This window comes from Winogradskyella sp. MH6 (assembly GCF_022810765.1).
Lineage (GTDB): Bacteria > Bacteroidota > Bacteroidia > Flavobacteriales > Flavobacteriaceae > Winogradskyella.
Genome location: NZ_CP094494.1, coordinates 3,153,612 through 3,168,036, shown reverse-complemented (window position 1 = coordinate 3,168,036; position 14,425 = coordinate 3,153,612). Strand labels below are relative to the sequence as shown.

Annotated in this window: 12 protein-coding genes; 8 read left to right on the top strand and 4 right to left on the bottom strand. The window is 32.6% G+C overall.

The features are described from left to right. The first annotated feature begins 167 nt into the window (after positions 1-167). A complete protein-coding gene (locus MST30_RS14145) occupies positions 168-1,427 on the top strand; it encodes a cysteate-C-fatty acyltransferase (RefSeq protein ID WP_243472056.1) in 1,260 nt (419 codons plus the stop codon). A 59-nt stretch (positions 1,428-1,486) separates the two neighbouring features. Here the strand turns inward: MST30_RS14145 and MST30_RS14140 are convergent, their stop codons facing one another. After that, positions 1,487-2,605, bottom strand: coding sequence for a GNAT family N-acetyltransferase (locus MST30_RS14140; protein ID WP_243472055.1), 1,119 nt, complete (start codon positions 2,603-2,605; stop codon positions 1,487-1,489). 8 nt (positions 2,606-2,613) lie between these two features. Next, positions 2,614-3,585 carry a transporter gene (locus MST30_RS14135; RefSeq protein ID WP_243472054.1) on the bottom strand — a complete coding sequence of 324 codons (972 nt, stop codon included), beginning with the start codon at positions 3,583-3,585 and terminating at the stop codon, positions 2,614-2,616. A 125-nt stretch (positions 3,586-3,710) separates the two neighbouring features. On the opposite strand from MST30_RS14135, the gene MST30_RS14130 reads away from it, so the two are divergent. The 4 genes from MST30_RS14130 (at position 3,711) to MST30_RS14115 (ending at position 9,285) form a co-directional block, all read left to right on the top strand. Beyond that, the gene (locus tag MST30_RS14130; RefSeq protein WP_243473885.1) at positions 3,711-3,983 is read left to right on the top strand and encodes a DUF4834 family protein; all 273 of its coding nucleotides are present in this window, start codon (positions 3,711-3,713) and stop codon (positions 3,981-3,983) included. 75 nt (positions 3,984-4,058) lie between these two features. Next, the gene (locus tag MST30_RS14125) at positions 4,059-6,491 is read left to right on the top strand and encodes a YfhO family protein (protein ID WP_243472053.1); all 2,433 of its coding nucleotides are present in this window, start codon (positions 4,059-4,061) and stop codon (positions 6,489-6,491) included. An 8-nt stretch (positions 6,492-6,499) separates the two neighbouring features. Then, entirely contained in the window at positions 6,500-7,789 is a 1,290-nt protein-coding gene (locus MST30_RS14120; protein WP_243472052.1) for a glycosyltransferase family 4 protein, read from the top strand. A gap of 38 nt (positions 7,790-7,827) precedes the next feature. Beyond that, positions 7,828-9,285, top strand: coding sequence for an oligosaccharide flippase family protein (locus MST30_RS14115; protein WP_243472051.1), 1,458 nt, complete (start codon positions 7,828-7,830; stop codon positions 9,283-9,285). A gap of 94 nt (positions 9,286-9,379) precedes the next feature. On the opposite strand, the gene MST30_RS14110 is transcribed toward MST30_RS14115, so the two are convergent. Then, the gene (locus MST30_RS14110) at positions 9,380-10,651 is read right to left on the bottom strand and encodes a hypothetical protein (protein WP_243472050.1); all 1,272 of its coding nucleotides are present in this window, start codon (positions 10,649-10,651) and stop codon (positions 9,380-9,382) included. 193 nt (positions 10,652-10,844) lie between these two features. On the opposite strand from MST30_RS14110, the gene MST30_RS14105 reads away from it, so the two are divergent. After that, positions 10,845-11,735: a YitT family protein gene (locus MST30_RS14105; RefSeq protein WP_243472049.1), complete on the top strand. Its 891-nt coding sequence runs from the start codon at positions 10,845-10,847 to the stop codon at positions 11,733-11,735. Continuing rightward, complete coding sequence (locus MST30_RS14100; RefSeq protein WP_243472048.1) at positions 11,735-12,319, top strand: HD domain-containing protein; 585 nt, start codon at positions 11,735-11,737, stop codon at positions 12,317-12,319. The genes MST30_RS14105 and MST30_RS14100 overlap by 1 nt, the downstream gene beginning before the upstream one ends. Before the next feature lie 153 nt (positions 12,320-12,472). Here the strand turns inward: MST30_RS14100 and MST30_RS14095 are convergent, their stop codons facing one another. After that, positions 12,473-13,129, bottom strand: a complete 657-nt coding sequence (locus MST30_RS14095; RefSeq protein ID WP_243472047.1) for a hypothetical protein — start codon at positions 13,127-13,129, stop codon at positions 12,473-12,475. Between the two features lie 222 nt (positions 13,130-13,351). Between MST30_RS14095 and MST30_RS14090 the strand changes: the two genes are divergently transcribed. After that, positions 13,352-14,422: a DUF3667 domain-containing protein gene (locus tag MST30_RS14090; protein WP_243472046.1), complete on the top strand. Its 1,071-nt coding sequence runs from the start codon at positions 13,352-13,354 to the stop codon at positions 14,420-14,422. Positions 14,423-14,425 lie beyond the last annotated feature (3 nt).

Here is a 14,425-nt window from a genome sequence, read left to right as displayed (position 1 = left end):
GTAGGCTTTTTTATGTTCAAAACTTAGTGAATAGTTAGGTTAAATTATATTATGCAGTCATGATAATATTACCTAATTTTGCTGATACTAATAAAACTAAATTAAAACTAAAATCTAATCTATAACTCTTATAATTTATAGATAACGATTAATGGCAAACGCAACGTATGAAGGATTTATTTGAAAAGATTTATCGAGATAAGGGACCTTTAGGAAAGTGGGCAGCACAAGCGGAAGGTTATTTTGTATTTCCAAAGCTAGAAGGAGAAATTTCTAATAGAATGAAATTTCAAGGAAAAGAAGTAATTACATGGAGTATTAATGACTACCTAGGATTGGCAAATCACCCTGAAGTAAGAAAAGTAGATGCAGAAGCTGCTGCTAAATACGGTTCTGCTTACCCAATGGGAGCTCGTATGATGTCTGGTCATACAGAGTTGCACGAGCAATTACAAAATGAATTAGCTGAGTTTGTAAGTAAAGAAGCTGCTTATTTGCTAAATTTTGGTTACCAAGGAATGGTATCTACAATTGATGCCTTAGTTTCTAAAGATGATATTATTGTTTACGATGTTGATGCGCACGCTTGTATTATTGATGGTGTTCGTCTTCACATGGGAAAACGTTTTACATACAAGCACAATGATGTAGAGAGCTTAGAGAAAAACCTTGAAAGAGCTACTAAAATGGCTGAACAAACTGGAGGTGGAATCTTAGTGATTTCAGAGGGTGTGTTTGGTATGCGTGGTGAGCAAGGACGTTTAAAAGAAATCGTTGCACTTAAGAAAAAATTTAATTTTAGATTGTTTGTAGACGATGCTCATGGTTTCGGTACTTTAGGTAAAACTGGTGCAGGAGCAGGTGAGGAGCAAGGTGTACAAGATGATATTGATGTGTATTTTGCAACTTTTGCAAAGTCTATGGCCAGTACAGGTGCATTTATTGCTGGAGACCAAGAAATAATTGACTATTTAAAGTATAACTTACGTTCGCAGATGTTTGCTAAATCATTACAAATGCAGCTTGTTGTTGGTGCATTGAAGCGATTAGATATGTTGCGTACTATGCCTGAGCTAAAGCAAAATCTTTGGACAATTGTTAATGCGTTACAATCTGGTTTAAAAGAGCGTGGTTTTGATATTGGTACAACGCAAAGCTGTGTTACTCCTGTATACTTAAAAGGAAGTATTCCTGAAGCTATGGCTTTAGTTAAAGATCTTCGTGAAAATCACGGAATATTCTGTTCTATAGTGGTTTATCCTGTAATACCTAAAGGATTAATTTTATTAAGAATGATTCCTACAGCAACACATACATTACAAGATGTACAAGATACATTAGATGCGTTTGATGCTATTAGAGAGCGTTTAGAAAATGGAACTTATAAAAGAATGTCGGCTGCTTTAATGGCTGCAATGGGAGAATAATATTTCTTCTGATATAAAGAAAAATAAAAGGCTTTGCTAATCGCAAGGCCTTTTTAATTTTATAAATCTTTTCTTAATGTTTTACGTCGTTTATAGACTACGGGATCAAAATGTTTCCATATTTTATGTATAGCTTCATTATCCTCTAATTCTGGTGTTCTGTAACAGGTTTCAATTCCTTTTTGAGTAAAAGTCTCATAATATTCATTAAATATCACAGCATGTACACCTTTGTTTTGATATTCAGGATGGATTCCTATTAAGTAAAAAATAACATCCTTACTGTTTTTCTTAGCTTTTAGTATGTGGGTAAATCCAAACGGAAATAATTTTCCATTTGCTTTTTGAAGTGCTTCTGCAAATCTAGGCATAACAATAGCAAAGCCAATAAGTTTGTCGTTTTCATCAACAACAAATTTTATGTATTCAGGATTAACAAAGCTTATAAATTTCTTCTTAAAATATTCTTTTTGAATATCAGTAATTTCAACAAACGAAGAGAGTGATGCATAACTTTCGTTAAACAAATCAAACATCTTATCAGCATAAGGCATTACCTCTTCTGTTTTGGTGAACTTTAGGGCTCTTAGTTTGTATCTTCGTTTTATTAATTCTTGGGCTTTGCTAAATGCTTCAGGATTAACATTTCTAAAAGGGAATTTACTCTCTGAATATTCCTTTTCTATAACATAGCCATGATTTTTGTAATGATCAATATAGTATGGATGATTGTACCAAGTTATCATAGGCGCAATACTATCAAACCCTTCGGTCATTACTCCAACTTTATCTAAGTTTGAAAACCCAACAGGTCCTTCAGCATACTCTAGGTTGTGATTACGACCTATGTTTTCAACAGTTTCTAATAATGCTTTACTGACTTCTAAATCATCGATAAAGTCAAACCAACCAAAACGCATCTTTTTTATCTGTTGTTTGTCTACTTCCAGCCAATTTACAATAGCTGCAATTCTTCCAACGATTGTATTTCCTTTATAGGCAAGGAAAAAGCGAGCTTCAGCATCTTTAAAAATTGGATTTTTGTCTTTATCAAATGTTTCTAATTCTTGCTTTATAATTGGCGGAACCCAATATTTTGAGTCTTTATAAAGTGAAAACGGAAACTTAACAAAGGTTTTAAGACCTTTTTTGGTTGTAACTTCTTTAACTGTAATCATGTAGAAATTTAATTACCTTCGGAATCAGAATCGTCTTTTTTCTTCTTCTTTTTATTTTTTCGCTTTTTCTTAAACTTACCTGTGTTGCCATTACCGTTGTCAATCTTTTTGTCTTTATGAAAATCTAAGCGGTAAGAAGCGCCAAAGGCAATATTAAAAACAGAAGGTGTGTCTTTTGTGTTAAAAGCAATATTAGCATCTAGTTGAAAATCTTTTGTCCACAAGTAAGCACCACCAACTCTAAAAATATTATCGGCATAAAAGTCACTGTTAATCCCTTGTGCTTCACCAAATACAACCCACTGCGGAGTAAAAGAGTGTGTAAGCGTAAAGATGTATTGAAAGTCTGAAAAATCAGAACCAATTCTATCTTTTATCAAGTTCATAACAAACACCCAACCTCCATTAAAGTTGTTTTGGGTTGCAATCATAACTTTTGGACTAAAGCCTTCAACATCTGGTGCTGTGTAAGGATTGTTTTTAGTATCAAAATTTGCACCAACATAAACAGATACTGCCGGAATTAGAGATTTCCACTGAAATTTTCTGTTAGCGTGGTAACTGTATATATTTGGCTTAGCTTCTTCAGCATTTTTATACGGATCGTATACTAAATATTTAGCTCCCAATGTGAAGTTTCTAAAGTTGGAACGTTTATTTTCTATAGGAACAGAAGCATTATTGTAAGTTATTTTATCATTTTGATAAACACCATCTAATGAGATCTCTAGTTGCTCAAATAATAAACCATATCGCAAGGAAAAGTCTAATCCAAAACCAGAGACTTCATATTGTAGTGGTGTATGCTTTTCATTTACAGTAAAAGCACCAAATTCTGCTTGAGCAACATTAGTACCCACTGCAAATGCACTTTTAGATACACCAGGACGATTTGAGTTAATAACTTCGGTATACTGGGCATTTGCCAGATTGTAGGTAAGTGCTATAAGGAGAATGAAAACTGATTTGAGAACTCTCATTGTTTATGTGTTTAGGTTCAAATATATTGATTTTATAGTTTTTTTAAGGAAATATAACGGAATATAAGTAAGTATAATTGTATTTTTGAATATTACTTTTCTATATGGTACATGAAGCTTCAATGATGGGATTATTAAGAACAATATTAATTATTCTTTTGGTATGGTACGGCATAAAGATTCTCGCAAGACTTTTTGCTCCGTTCCTTATGAAATATGTAGCAAAAAAAGCTGAAGAACGTTTTGGACAACAATTTGGTGGTTTTCAAAATCAATCACAGCAACGCAATGCGCAAAAACAAAGAGAAGGCGAAACCGTTATAGATAAAATGCCTGAGCGTCATAAATCTTCTAACGAAAAAGTTGGCGAGTATATAGACTACGAAGAGATAGACTGATATAAGTGGTCTCAAATTTGAGATTATTATTAAAATTTAAGTACTTTTCAGTCAGAATTTTTTAGATACTTTTTCATGTCATTTTCATTCAAACGAATTTTACCACACATTCTAGTTGTTATAGGGTTTGTTGTATTATCATTAGCCTATTTTAGTCCAGTTTTACAAGGCAAAAAGATTTTTCAGAGCGATATTATGCATTACATTGGTATGGCTCAGCAGCAAAAGGATTTTGCGCAAGCAACTGGTGAAGAAACCTATTGGACCAATAGCGCTTTTGGTGGTATGCCAACCTATCAATTAGGTGCTCAGTATCCTCATAATTACATTAAAAAACTCGATTTATCGTTACGATTTTTACCCAGACCAGCAGATTATTTGTTTCTCTATTTTATAGGGTTTTACATTTTGCTGTTATCGCTTAAAGTAGATTATAAACTTTCTGCACTTGGTGCATTAGCCTTTGGTTTTTCTACCTATCTTATTATCATATTAGGAGTTGGTCATAATGCTAAAGCCCATGCTATTGCTTATATGCCAATGGTTTTAGCAGGAATAATTCTCACCTTTAGAAAAAAATACGTGATAGGATTTTTGCTCACAGTTATTGCTTTAGGTTTAGAGATTGTGGCTAATCATCCTCAGATGACTTATTATTTACTGTTTTTGGTAATCATTTTAGGTATTGTGTATTTAATCGATGCCTACAAAAAACAAGTTCTACCTTATTTTTTTAAATCTGTCGGATTGTTAACTGTAGCAGCTTTATTAGCGGTTGGACTCAATGCTACCAATTTAATGGCGACTCAAGAGTATGCAAAGGAAAGTACGAGAGGAAAGAGTGAATTAACTATAAATCCTGATGGTTCACCAAAAGAAGCCACTTCAGGTTTAGAAAAAGATTACATTACGGAATATAGTTACGGATTGGCAGAAACGTTTAATCTATTCATTCCGCGTTTTATGGGTGGCGGAAATACCGAAGATATTGGTAAAGATTCTGAAACTTATAAAACCTACGTTACTATGGGAGCTTCGCCTATTGAAGCTTTAGAGCTTTCTAAAAATGCACCAATGTATTGGGGAAATCAACCCATTGTAGAAGCACCAGCTTATGTGGGAGCAGTTATTCTGTTTTTGTTTGTTCTTGGTTTGTTTTTGGTAAAAGGACGCTTAAAAAGGTGGCTAGTTGCTGGTACAATATTTTCGCTATTGTTATCCTACGGAAAAACAGAACCTTTTAGTTTTATAACAAACTTCTTTATAGACTATGTGCCGCTTTATGACAAGTTTAGAGCAGTAACATCAATTCAGGTGTTGTTAGAATTGTGTATTCCTATACTTGGAATTTTTGCTCTAGTACGATTATTTAATGATTTTGAAAAAGAAGAACAAAAGCTAAAAGCACTTAAGTACACTGTTGCTATAACTGGAGGTTTATGTGTTGTCTTTTTGCTGTTTAAATCTGTGTTTTTTGATTTTACAAGCTTTAGAGATCAAGGAATTCCTGAAATGCTCGTAGAGGCATTAATTGAAGACAGAAAATCGCTTTTTAATACCGATACCATAAGATCTTTGGCATTAGTACTCTTATCTGCTGGTACTATTTATTACTTTTTAAAGAAGAAATTATCAGAAAGTCTAGTGGTTGTGGTCTTTGCCGTTTTAATACTTTTCGATTTAGTTTCTATAGATAGAAATTACGTTAATAACGATAATTTTGTTTCGGCACTAAAAGTTGATAGACCATACCAACCAAATGCTGCTGATAAAGAAATTTTAAAGGATAAAGGGCATTTCAGAGTACTAGACATGTCAACTCAGGGTCAACGTCAACCAGCGAGAGCAGCCTATTTTCATAATTCTCTATTTGGATATCATGCTGCAAAATTGGGACGATATAATGAGCTGATGGAATTTCATATTTATAACAATAATATGAATGTTCTCAATATGCTGAATACCAAGTATATTATTGCTGAAGATCAAGGACAGATATTCCCTTATGACAACCCAGATGCCAATGGTAATGCATGGTTTGTTAGTGAGTTAGAAGAATTACCAAGTGCCAACGAAGAAATAAAAGCTTTGGATAGTTTGGACACAAAACATAGGGCAGTTACTACAATGTCAGAATTTAGTAGTCATCCGGAAGTTTTAAAATTTAAAGTAGACTCAACAGCTTCAATAGAACTTAAAGCGTTTAAGCCAAATTACTTTAAATACGAATCTAATAATGCAAACGATGGTTTTGCAGTTTTCTCTGAAATCTATTATAAAGATGGATGGAATGCCTATATCGATGGAGAATTAAAACCACATATTAGAGTTAATTATGTGTTACGAGGCATGGAAGTTCCTAAAGGAAAGCATACTATTGAGTTTAAGTTTGAGCCGCAAGTTGTAGAAACAGGAAGCAAAATAGCTTTAGCAAGTTCTGCTGTTTTGGGTATTTTATTGTTGTTGGGTATATTTTTTCAATTTAAGAAGAAAAAGGAAGTTGTTTAGCTCTAATAATGAACCCTCAGAAAGTACTTATAATCACATATTATTGGCCACCAGCAGGAGGGCCAGGCGTGCAACGTTGGCTTAAGTTTGTAAAATATTTACCTGAGTTTGGGATAGAACCTATTGTATATTGTCCTGAAAATCCTAATTATCCAATCATTGATAAAAGTTTGGTCAATGAAGTTTCAAAGGATATTAACATTTTAAAACAACCCATAAAAGAGCCTTACCAATTAGCAAGTTTCTTTTCAAAAAAGAGTTCTAAAAAAATAAGTTCTGGAGTTATTCCTAAGGCAAAAAAACAATCCTTTATTGAGCGTTTAATGCTCTATGTTCGTGGTAATTTCTTTATTCCAGATGCGCGTAAAAATTGGATTAAACCCTCTGTCGCATTTCTTTCAGAATATATAAAAAAGCATCAAATTGAAACCATAATAACAACTGGACCACCTCACAGTTTGCATGTTATAGGACTTCAACTAAAACAGAAGTTAAGCGTCAAATGGATAGCAGATTTTAGAGATCCTTGGACAACGATAGGTTATCATAAAGCCTTAAAACTTTCAAAAGCTTCAGCGCATAAGCATCTTCAATTAGAATCTCAGGTTTTAAATTCAGCAGATTCTATTATCGTTACAAGTAATCACACTAAAAACGAATTTTCAACCAAGACCAAGCAACCCATTTCGGTCATTACCAATGGATATGATAACCATTCGGTTAGAGTAGAAGGGAAGGACAAAAAATTCACTCTATCTCATATAGGATCGTTATTGTCAGAACGAAATCCGAAGATTTTATGGGAAGTTCTTTCAGAATTAATTTCTGAAAATGAAGCATTTTCAAAAGCATTTCAACTAAATCTTATAGGTGTGATAAGTGACGATGTGCTAGAGTCAATTTACTCTTCAGGTTTAAAAAATCATGTAAATCGTGTTGGTTATGTGAGTCATGATGATGCTATAAAATTTCAAATGCAATCGCGCTTATTATTATTGATTGAAATTGATTCTGAAGATACCAAAGCCATTATTCCAGGTAAATTATTTGAATACTTAATTTCAGAAACACCTATTCTTGCTATTGGTCCAGAAGATTCTGATGTGCAACAAATCATTACAAAGACCAATACAGGTGTGTATTTTAATTATCATCAAAAGGAAACGTTAAAGACTCAAATACTGTCCTATTTTGATACTTATTTAAGTAACAATCTTAATGTACATGCTATAGGATTACAACCATACAGTAGAAAAGCATTGACAAAGCGCCTAAGTGAAGTTATAAAGGGACTGTAAGCTTCAAGTTAACGTCTTAAGTTGTATTTTGCGGTATCATGGGAATCGTATTAAATCAATCGTTTAAAAACACAATAAGTACCTATTTTGGTTTTGGTATTGGTGCCATAAATACCCTTTTCTTATACACTAATTTTTTAACTGATGAATATTACGGTTTGGTTGCATTTGTGTTATCTGCAGCCAATATTATGATGCCTTTTATGGCATTTGGAGTCCACAATGCCATTATAAAATATTATTCAACATTTAAGACAAAAAATAGCATCAATAGTTTTTTAACGTTGATGTTGTTTTTGCCATTTGTCTTTATAATTCCTGCAATGATAATTGGTTTCTTGTCTTATGAAAGTATTTCAAGACTACTTTCAAACGAGAATAATATTGCTGGAAATTATCTCTGGCACATATTTGTTTTGGCTGTAGCCATGGCATATTTCGAAATATTTTTTGCTTGGTCTAAAGTGCAACTTAAAACTGTTTTTGGCAATGTGATGAAAGAAATTTTTCATCGTTTCTGCATAATGATTTTGTTGTTTTTAGTGTATTTAGAATGGTTGACTGCAGAACAGTTTATTTTAGCTTTAGTTGGTGTTTATGTGTTACGTATGATGATTATGAAATTGTATGCGTATTCGGTACGGTTTCCAAAGCTAAAGTTTGAAACAATTAATGGACTATCAAATATTATAAAGTATGCGTTGTTGATGATTATTGCTGGTTCTGTTGCCATGCTAATTTTAGATATAGATAAGTTTATGATTGGTCTTATGCTAGAAGATATTGAGCAAGTGGCTTATTACAGTGTTGCAATTTTTATCGCAACTGTTATTGCTGTGCCACAACGTTCTATGCATCAGATCATGATGCCTTTAACCGCAAAATACTTGAATGATAAAGACATAACTTCGTTAGAGAACTTATACAAACGAAGTTCTATAAGTCTGTTGGTGATAAGTGGTTTTATTTTTCTTTTAATTATTCTAAATATCAACGAACTCTATAAAATTCTTCCAGAGGAATTTACTGGAGGACTATTTGTAGTTCTTATAGTGAGTCTCGCTAAGTTATACGATAATAGTTTAGGTAATAATAATGCCATTTTATTTAATAGCGATTATTATAAAATGGTACTGTTTTTTGGTGTATTACTAGCCGTTTTAGCTATCGTACTCAATTTTATATTTATACCTATTTATGGAATAGAAGGCTCGGCATTTGCGACCTTTTTGGCTGTTGTGGTTTATAATACCATTAAGATTGTTTTCGTAAAGCAGAAGCTTAATGTTCAGCCATTTTCAATATCAACCTTAAAGATAGTTTTGCTACTTATGGTAATGATTTTAGCGATGTATTTTTGGGAATTTCCGTTTCATCCTGTGGTGAATATTGCTTTAAAATCTGTCATGATATTGATAGTATATTTTGCATTAGTACTCAAGATGAATATTTCAGAAGATATATCTATGCAAATAAAAAAGCACCTAAAATTTTAGATACTTTTTATAAACGAGAAATCCCGTAAGGTGCTCTGAGGCATACATCATACGGGACTTCTACTAACCAACCAAAAAAATCATATTTTATCTTTTATCCTCTAGTTCGTCTTGAGCTTGATCTTGTAGAACTTTGGTTGCTTTTTCTACTTGTGTTAGATCTTGCCGAAACAGAAGATGATTGTCTTTTGTTTTGAACTGTACTTCGTTGTCTGCTACTTTGCGAACTACTTCTGTTATATGTACGAGAATTAGTTCTATTTGGTTTTGATACCGAAGTACTTTTTGTTCTATTTACTTTATTAGACACAGAACTATTGCTTCTGGTCACATTATTTCTAGAGTTTGTACTTCTAGAGATGCTGTTAGAACGTGTAGATCTTGTTGGTGTAGATACTTTGTTACTAGATCTTGTTGTTCTAATGGTTCTACTATCATTATTGCTTCTTGTATTTGGAGAAGAAATTCGATTTGTAGAACGTGTTCCTGAGGTGTTATTATCTCTGGTAACTGTACGAGATGTATTAGCCTCAGAATTACGAGAAGCTGTACTTCTTGTTGTACGTGTGGTAGTTTGTTCTGCTAAACGTGTTGTGCGTGTTCTTGTAATTTCTGCATTTCTTGTACTAACCGTTCTTTGTAATGTACGCTCTCTACTGTTTCTAGGAGTTTGTACATAACTGCTACTACTATTTCTTCTTACAACTTGAGTGTTTCCTCGTCTTCCTGTATTAACATTATAATATCTTACATTGTTTCTATATGGTCTGTACCATATATGTCTTACAGGTGTATAATATTGTCTGTATGGATTTACATTAACTACACAATAGTTTACTGGTGGAATAATATAGAATCTGTGCCAAGGTCTGTAAACATAAGCTCTGTTATAGATATTTATGTATCCATCGTATCTCCAATACACATTGTTTCTGTAGTATACATTTAATCCACCGATTCTGCTAATTCTATTAAAACTATTATATGTAATGAAGATGTCACCTATTTGGTTCACTCTTCCATAAAAATCATAGTAGATTGGAGTGTTTTCAATTTGAATAATGGCACCAAAACTATCGTACTGTACATAAGGGTTATAATTGTATCCAGAATTAAAACTGAGTGTAAAACCAGGTGCATCTATATTGACATTTACATCTGGTCCGTAATCCGGAATATAAAAGTCGAACTGACCATCTCTGTAAACAGAAAACTCAATACCTCCTTCTGTAAATATGAAAGAATTACCATAACCTCTCACATAGTTATTTGTTGAAGCATTAGCTTCTGATGTGGTTGTAGTTGTTGCGAATGCAGCAGAGCTAAAAGCTACTATACTTGCAAATAAAAATAGAATCCGTTTCATAGTTAAAAGGGTATTAAATTAAACTCATTTACTAAGAATCAAACAGCGTGCCAAAAAAATAGATGTAAGTTTAATGTGCTGAAAAACAATATTTTAAAAAGTGCTTTTAATAGTTTTAATTAGAGTTAGCAGATACTCAATGTTAAAAACAGTATTTTAGTAACTCAGTTAAATTCTAACCAACCAAAATGTTATGAATGCTACTTTAACAGAACCACTCGATTGGCGTACAATCTTCTCTTTCAAATCGTTACTCTTAAAACTTATTGGTGTCGTATGTGCCGTTGTTGCCATTAAGGGATTTATGATTCCAAACCATTTTTTAGATGGTGGTTTACTGGGAATATCCATTTTGGTACACGAGTTTTACCACATAGATGTATGGATTCCTTTGTTGTTATTAAATATTCCTTTTGTAATGATAGGATTTAAACGAATAGGTAAAAATTTCGCCATGCATTCCTTGTTATCTTTGGTTTTGTTGGGAGTTGCCTTAATTGTGCTACCTATACCAGCAGTTACTAAAGATCATTTTTTGGTTGCAGCTTTTGGTGGTGTTTTTGTCGGCTTGGGTATTGGCTTTGTAATTAGAGGCGGAGGTGTTATTGATGGTTTGGAAATTATTGCGGAATTTACCAACAAAAGGTTTGGTTTAACAACTTCAGAAATTATCATGGCTATTAATACCACAATATTCTTAGTTATTGCCATATTTCTCGGATTAGAAAAAGCCATGTATTCTATTCTTACCTTTTTTACAGCTGTAAAAGTTTCAGATTATGTGGTTGACGGATTTGAAAAACTAATCTCTTTAACGATTATTTCACCCAATTCCGAAATGATAAAAGCAATGATAGTAAACGATTTTAACAAAGCCATTACAGTCTATAAAGGAGAACGTGGAAATCTTCCTGGTACATTTGGTGTCAAACACGATTGTGATATCATCGTGGCTGTAGTAACCCGATTAGAAGTTCATAAAATCAAAAAAGCTATTTCAGAAAAAGATCCTAAAGCTTTTATGTTTGTACAGAACATTAGTGAAGTAGGTGGAGGCATTTTAAGTAGAAAGCCTAGTCACTGATGAAATTATCATTTTCTACACTACAGAACCAAGTTCTTAAAACTTTAAAAGATAAGTTGCCCAATTATTTAAAGTATCATAGTGTTGAACACACCAAGTACGTTTTAGAAAAAGCAATCTATATAGCTTCAAAAGAACAAGTTTCTGGTCATGATTTGTTTTTATTAAAAATAGCAGCTTTATATCACGACATTGGTTTTACAAAATCCAATATAGAGCATGAAGCGATAGGATGTGATATAGCTAGAAATGAATTGCAAAAGTATGGTATTTCAGGAGAAGATGTTGACATTATCTGCGGAATGATTATGGCAACTAAAATTCCACAATATCCCAAAACGCACTTAGAGAAAATTCTAGCTGATGCCGACTTAGAATACCTAGGGACAAAACATTTTAAAACTGTAAGTGAGTTGCTCTATAAAGAGTTAAAACATTACAACCCAAACCTAACTAGGAGTGAATGGAATTCAATTCAAATTAACTTTATGCAGAATCACCAATACCACACCAAGTTTTGTAGACGTTATAAATCTTTTAGAAAGGAAAAGCATCTTGAGGAACTGAAAAAGCAAATAGACTAAACTTTTTTGGGCAACATAGATTAAAATATAAGACCGTTGAAGGTTAACGTTTTGTTACATCTAATTATAGTGAAATAAAAAAATCCCAAAGGCTTGGGGAAGCACTTTGGGATTAAATAAGCTCATATTAATATATAGGGATGAGCTTAACTATTATCTTCGTTTTTTACTTTTTTTGATCTTACCATTTTTTTTATAGTAGTAATAATCCTCATCATAATTTTCAATCTCATGAAAACCAATAGTATTGTGGTTTCCATTACTATAATCCATACCATAGATGAGTGTGGAGTTGTATTGATTAACAACACCTGAGGTATGAACAATTTGTCCTCTACCATTGTAATTAACTCTTAAACCACCAACTTGTCTTAAGGTTCCATTTCTTTTGTAGCTTATGTAAACGGATCCTGCACGTTTAATACGTCCATGTCTGTCATAATTGATGAATACATTACCAATTCGTCTAACTTTACCAGATCTATCATGTCTAATAATTACACCTCTATCAGTAAGATTTTGGTTAACACCTGGTGCTCCATACGTTCGGTTTGTACTACGTCTGTTTCGCTTGTAATAATAATCGTCATTATCGGTAATGGTAGTAAATACTTCGGTATTAAAGTCGAAGCTTCCATCTGGAAAGATTAAAAATTCTATACCTCGTTCTACAAACGATATTGGTTGTGTAAAACTATAACGATTAGTTTTTAAATCTTCCCCATTTAAAACAGCATCTCCTGCTGTTGTTGCTGTGGCAGACGTTAGTCCAACTAACATCATTGCTGTAAAAAGTAATTTGCTTTTCATAATGTAATAGGTTTTTAGATTTACCCAATTCTAGCTCATCTAGAATTTTTTGGTCTAATGCTTTAGAAAAACCAATTAACGTGCCAAAAATTTAAAGAACTGGTATTCAGTATGTTAAAAAATATGTTAATGAAATATGAGAAGTCATTTTATCATCAAGCTTAAAAAACAAAGTCATTTTATTGTAAAAATTATTACTTTTAGTGGTAACTAACCAAAACAATGAGTACTAACTTAGATACTTGCCAAAATTGCGAACAGCAATATGAAAAGGGCTTTAAATTTTGTCCTCACTGTGGGCAAAAAACAAATGAAGAGCTTACACTAGGAGTATTGTTTTACAATACCATAAGTAATTATTTTTCTTTTGATGCTCGGTTTTTAAAAAGCTTCATTCCTTTAATGTTTAGGCCAGGTTATTTGGCAAAAGAGTTTATAAAAGGTAAGCGCTTGTTGTATTTGCATCCTGCACAGATGTATTTGTTTATTGCTGTTATTTTCTTTTTTGTGTTTAGTTTTTACACAAGAGAGGGCAGAGAAGAACTCGATAAAAGTATGCAACGCGTGCTAGATAATAGGTCTGAAAAGTTAACAGAAACAGATAGTGTTACGACTGAAGATTCTTTAGATTTAAAAGCATTAGCGGCACCTCTAAAAAACAATGGAACAACAATAGGTTTAGATGAAGAAGAATTAAAAGCATTAGATTCTTTGTCAAATATAAAAATACCTAAAAGCAATATAGGCAAGACTTTTACTTTTAATGAAGAAAAAATGGATTCTTTAATTGCTGCTGGTGCTACAGACGAAGAACTATATAAAGCAATGGGAATGTCCGATGATGCAGGTTATTTTACACGAAAAATGTATGCGCAAGGATTAAAGTTTTATAAAAACATGGGATTGGGTCAAGTCTATCAAACTTTTATAGATAGCATACCTCTTGCCATGTTTTTCTTACTGCCAATTTTTGCTTTTCTTTTAAAGCTTTTCTTTTACAAAAGGGGACGATATGCTCATCATTTAGTGTTTAGTTTCTATTATTTTTCGTTCTTATTTGTTGTATTTACCATTATTTTTGGTGTTAATAGATTTTGGCCAATACCAGACGTTATCGATTGGTTAATAGCGCTATCTACATTCTTTTATTTGTTAGTGGCTATTATTAAATTTTATGGGCAGAATTGGTTCTTAAGTTTTATAAAAAGTGGAATGGTTAGCTTTTTGTTTTTGCTATTTGTACTTCCTTTATCCTTTGCAATTTTAGGTTTTATCTCGTTTTTGTTTTATTGATAT

What these genes read in the sequence shown, in the direction of transcription:
- MST30_RS14145 (WP_243472056.1), top strand. Translation starts at nt 168, where the DNA reads ATGAAGGATTTATTTGAAAAGATTTATCGAGATAAGGGACCTTTAGGA.
- MST30_RS14100 (WP_243472048.1), top strand. Translation starts at nt 11,735, where the DNA reads ATGAAATTATCATTTTCTACACTACAGAACCAAGTTCTTAAAACTTTA.
- MST30_RS14120 (WP_243472052.1), top strand. Translation starts at nt 6,500, where the DNA reads ATGAACCCTCAGAAAGTACTTATAATCACATATTATTGGCCACCAGCA.
- MST30_RS14110 (WP_243472050.1), bottom strand. Translation starts at nt 10,651, where the DNA reads ATGAAACGGATTCTATTTTTATTTGCAAGTATAGTAGCTTTTAGCTCT.
- MST30_RS14115 (WP_243472051.1), top strand. Translation starts at nt 7,828, where the DNA reads ATGGGAATCGTATTAAATCAATCGTTTAAAAACACAATAAGTACCTAT.
- MST30_RS14135 (WP_243472054.1), bottom strand. Translation starts at nt 3,585, where the DNA reads ATGAGAGTTCTCAAATCAGTTTTCATTCTCCTTATAGCACTTACCTAC.
- MST30_RS14140 (WP_243472055.1), bottom strand. Translation starts at nt 2,605, where the DNA reads ATGATTACAGTTAAAGAAGTTACAACCAAAAAAGGTCTTAAAACCTTT.
- MST30_RS14090 (WP_243472046.1), top strand. Translation starts at nt 13,352, where the DNA reads ATGAGTACTAACTTAGATACTTGCCAAAATTGCGAACAGCAATATGAA.
- MST30_RS14095 (WP_243472047.1), bottom strand. Translation starts at nt 13,129, where the DNA reads ATGAAAAGCAAATTACTTTTTACAGCAATGATGTTAGTTGGACTAACG.
- MST30_RS14105 (WP_243472049.1), top strand. Translation starts at nt 10,845, where the DNA reads ATGAATGCTACTTTAACAGAACCACTCGATTGGCGTACAATCTTCTCT.
- MST30_RS14130 (WP_243473885.1), top strand. Translation starts at nt 3,711, where the DNA reads ATGGGATTATTAAGAACAATATTAATTATTCTTTTGGTATGGTACGGC.
- MST30_RS14125 (WP_243472053.1), top strand. Translation starts at nt 4,059, where the DNA reads ATGTCATTTTCATTCAAACGAATTTTACCACACATTCTAGTTGTTATA.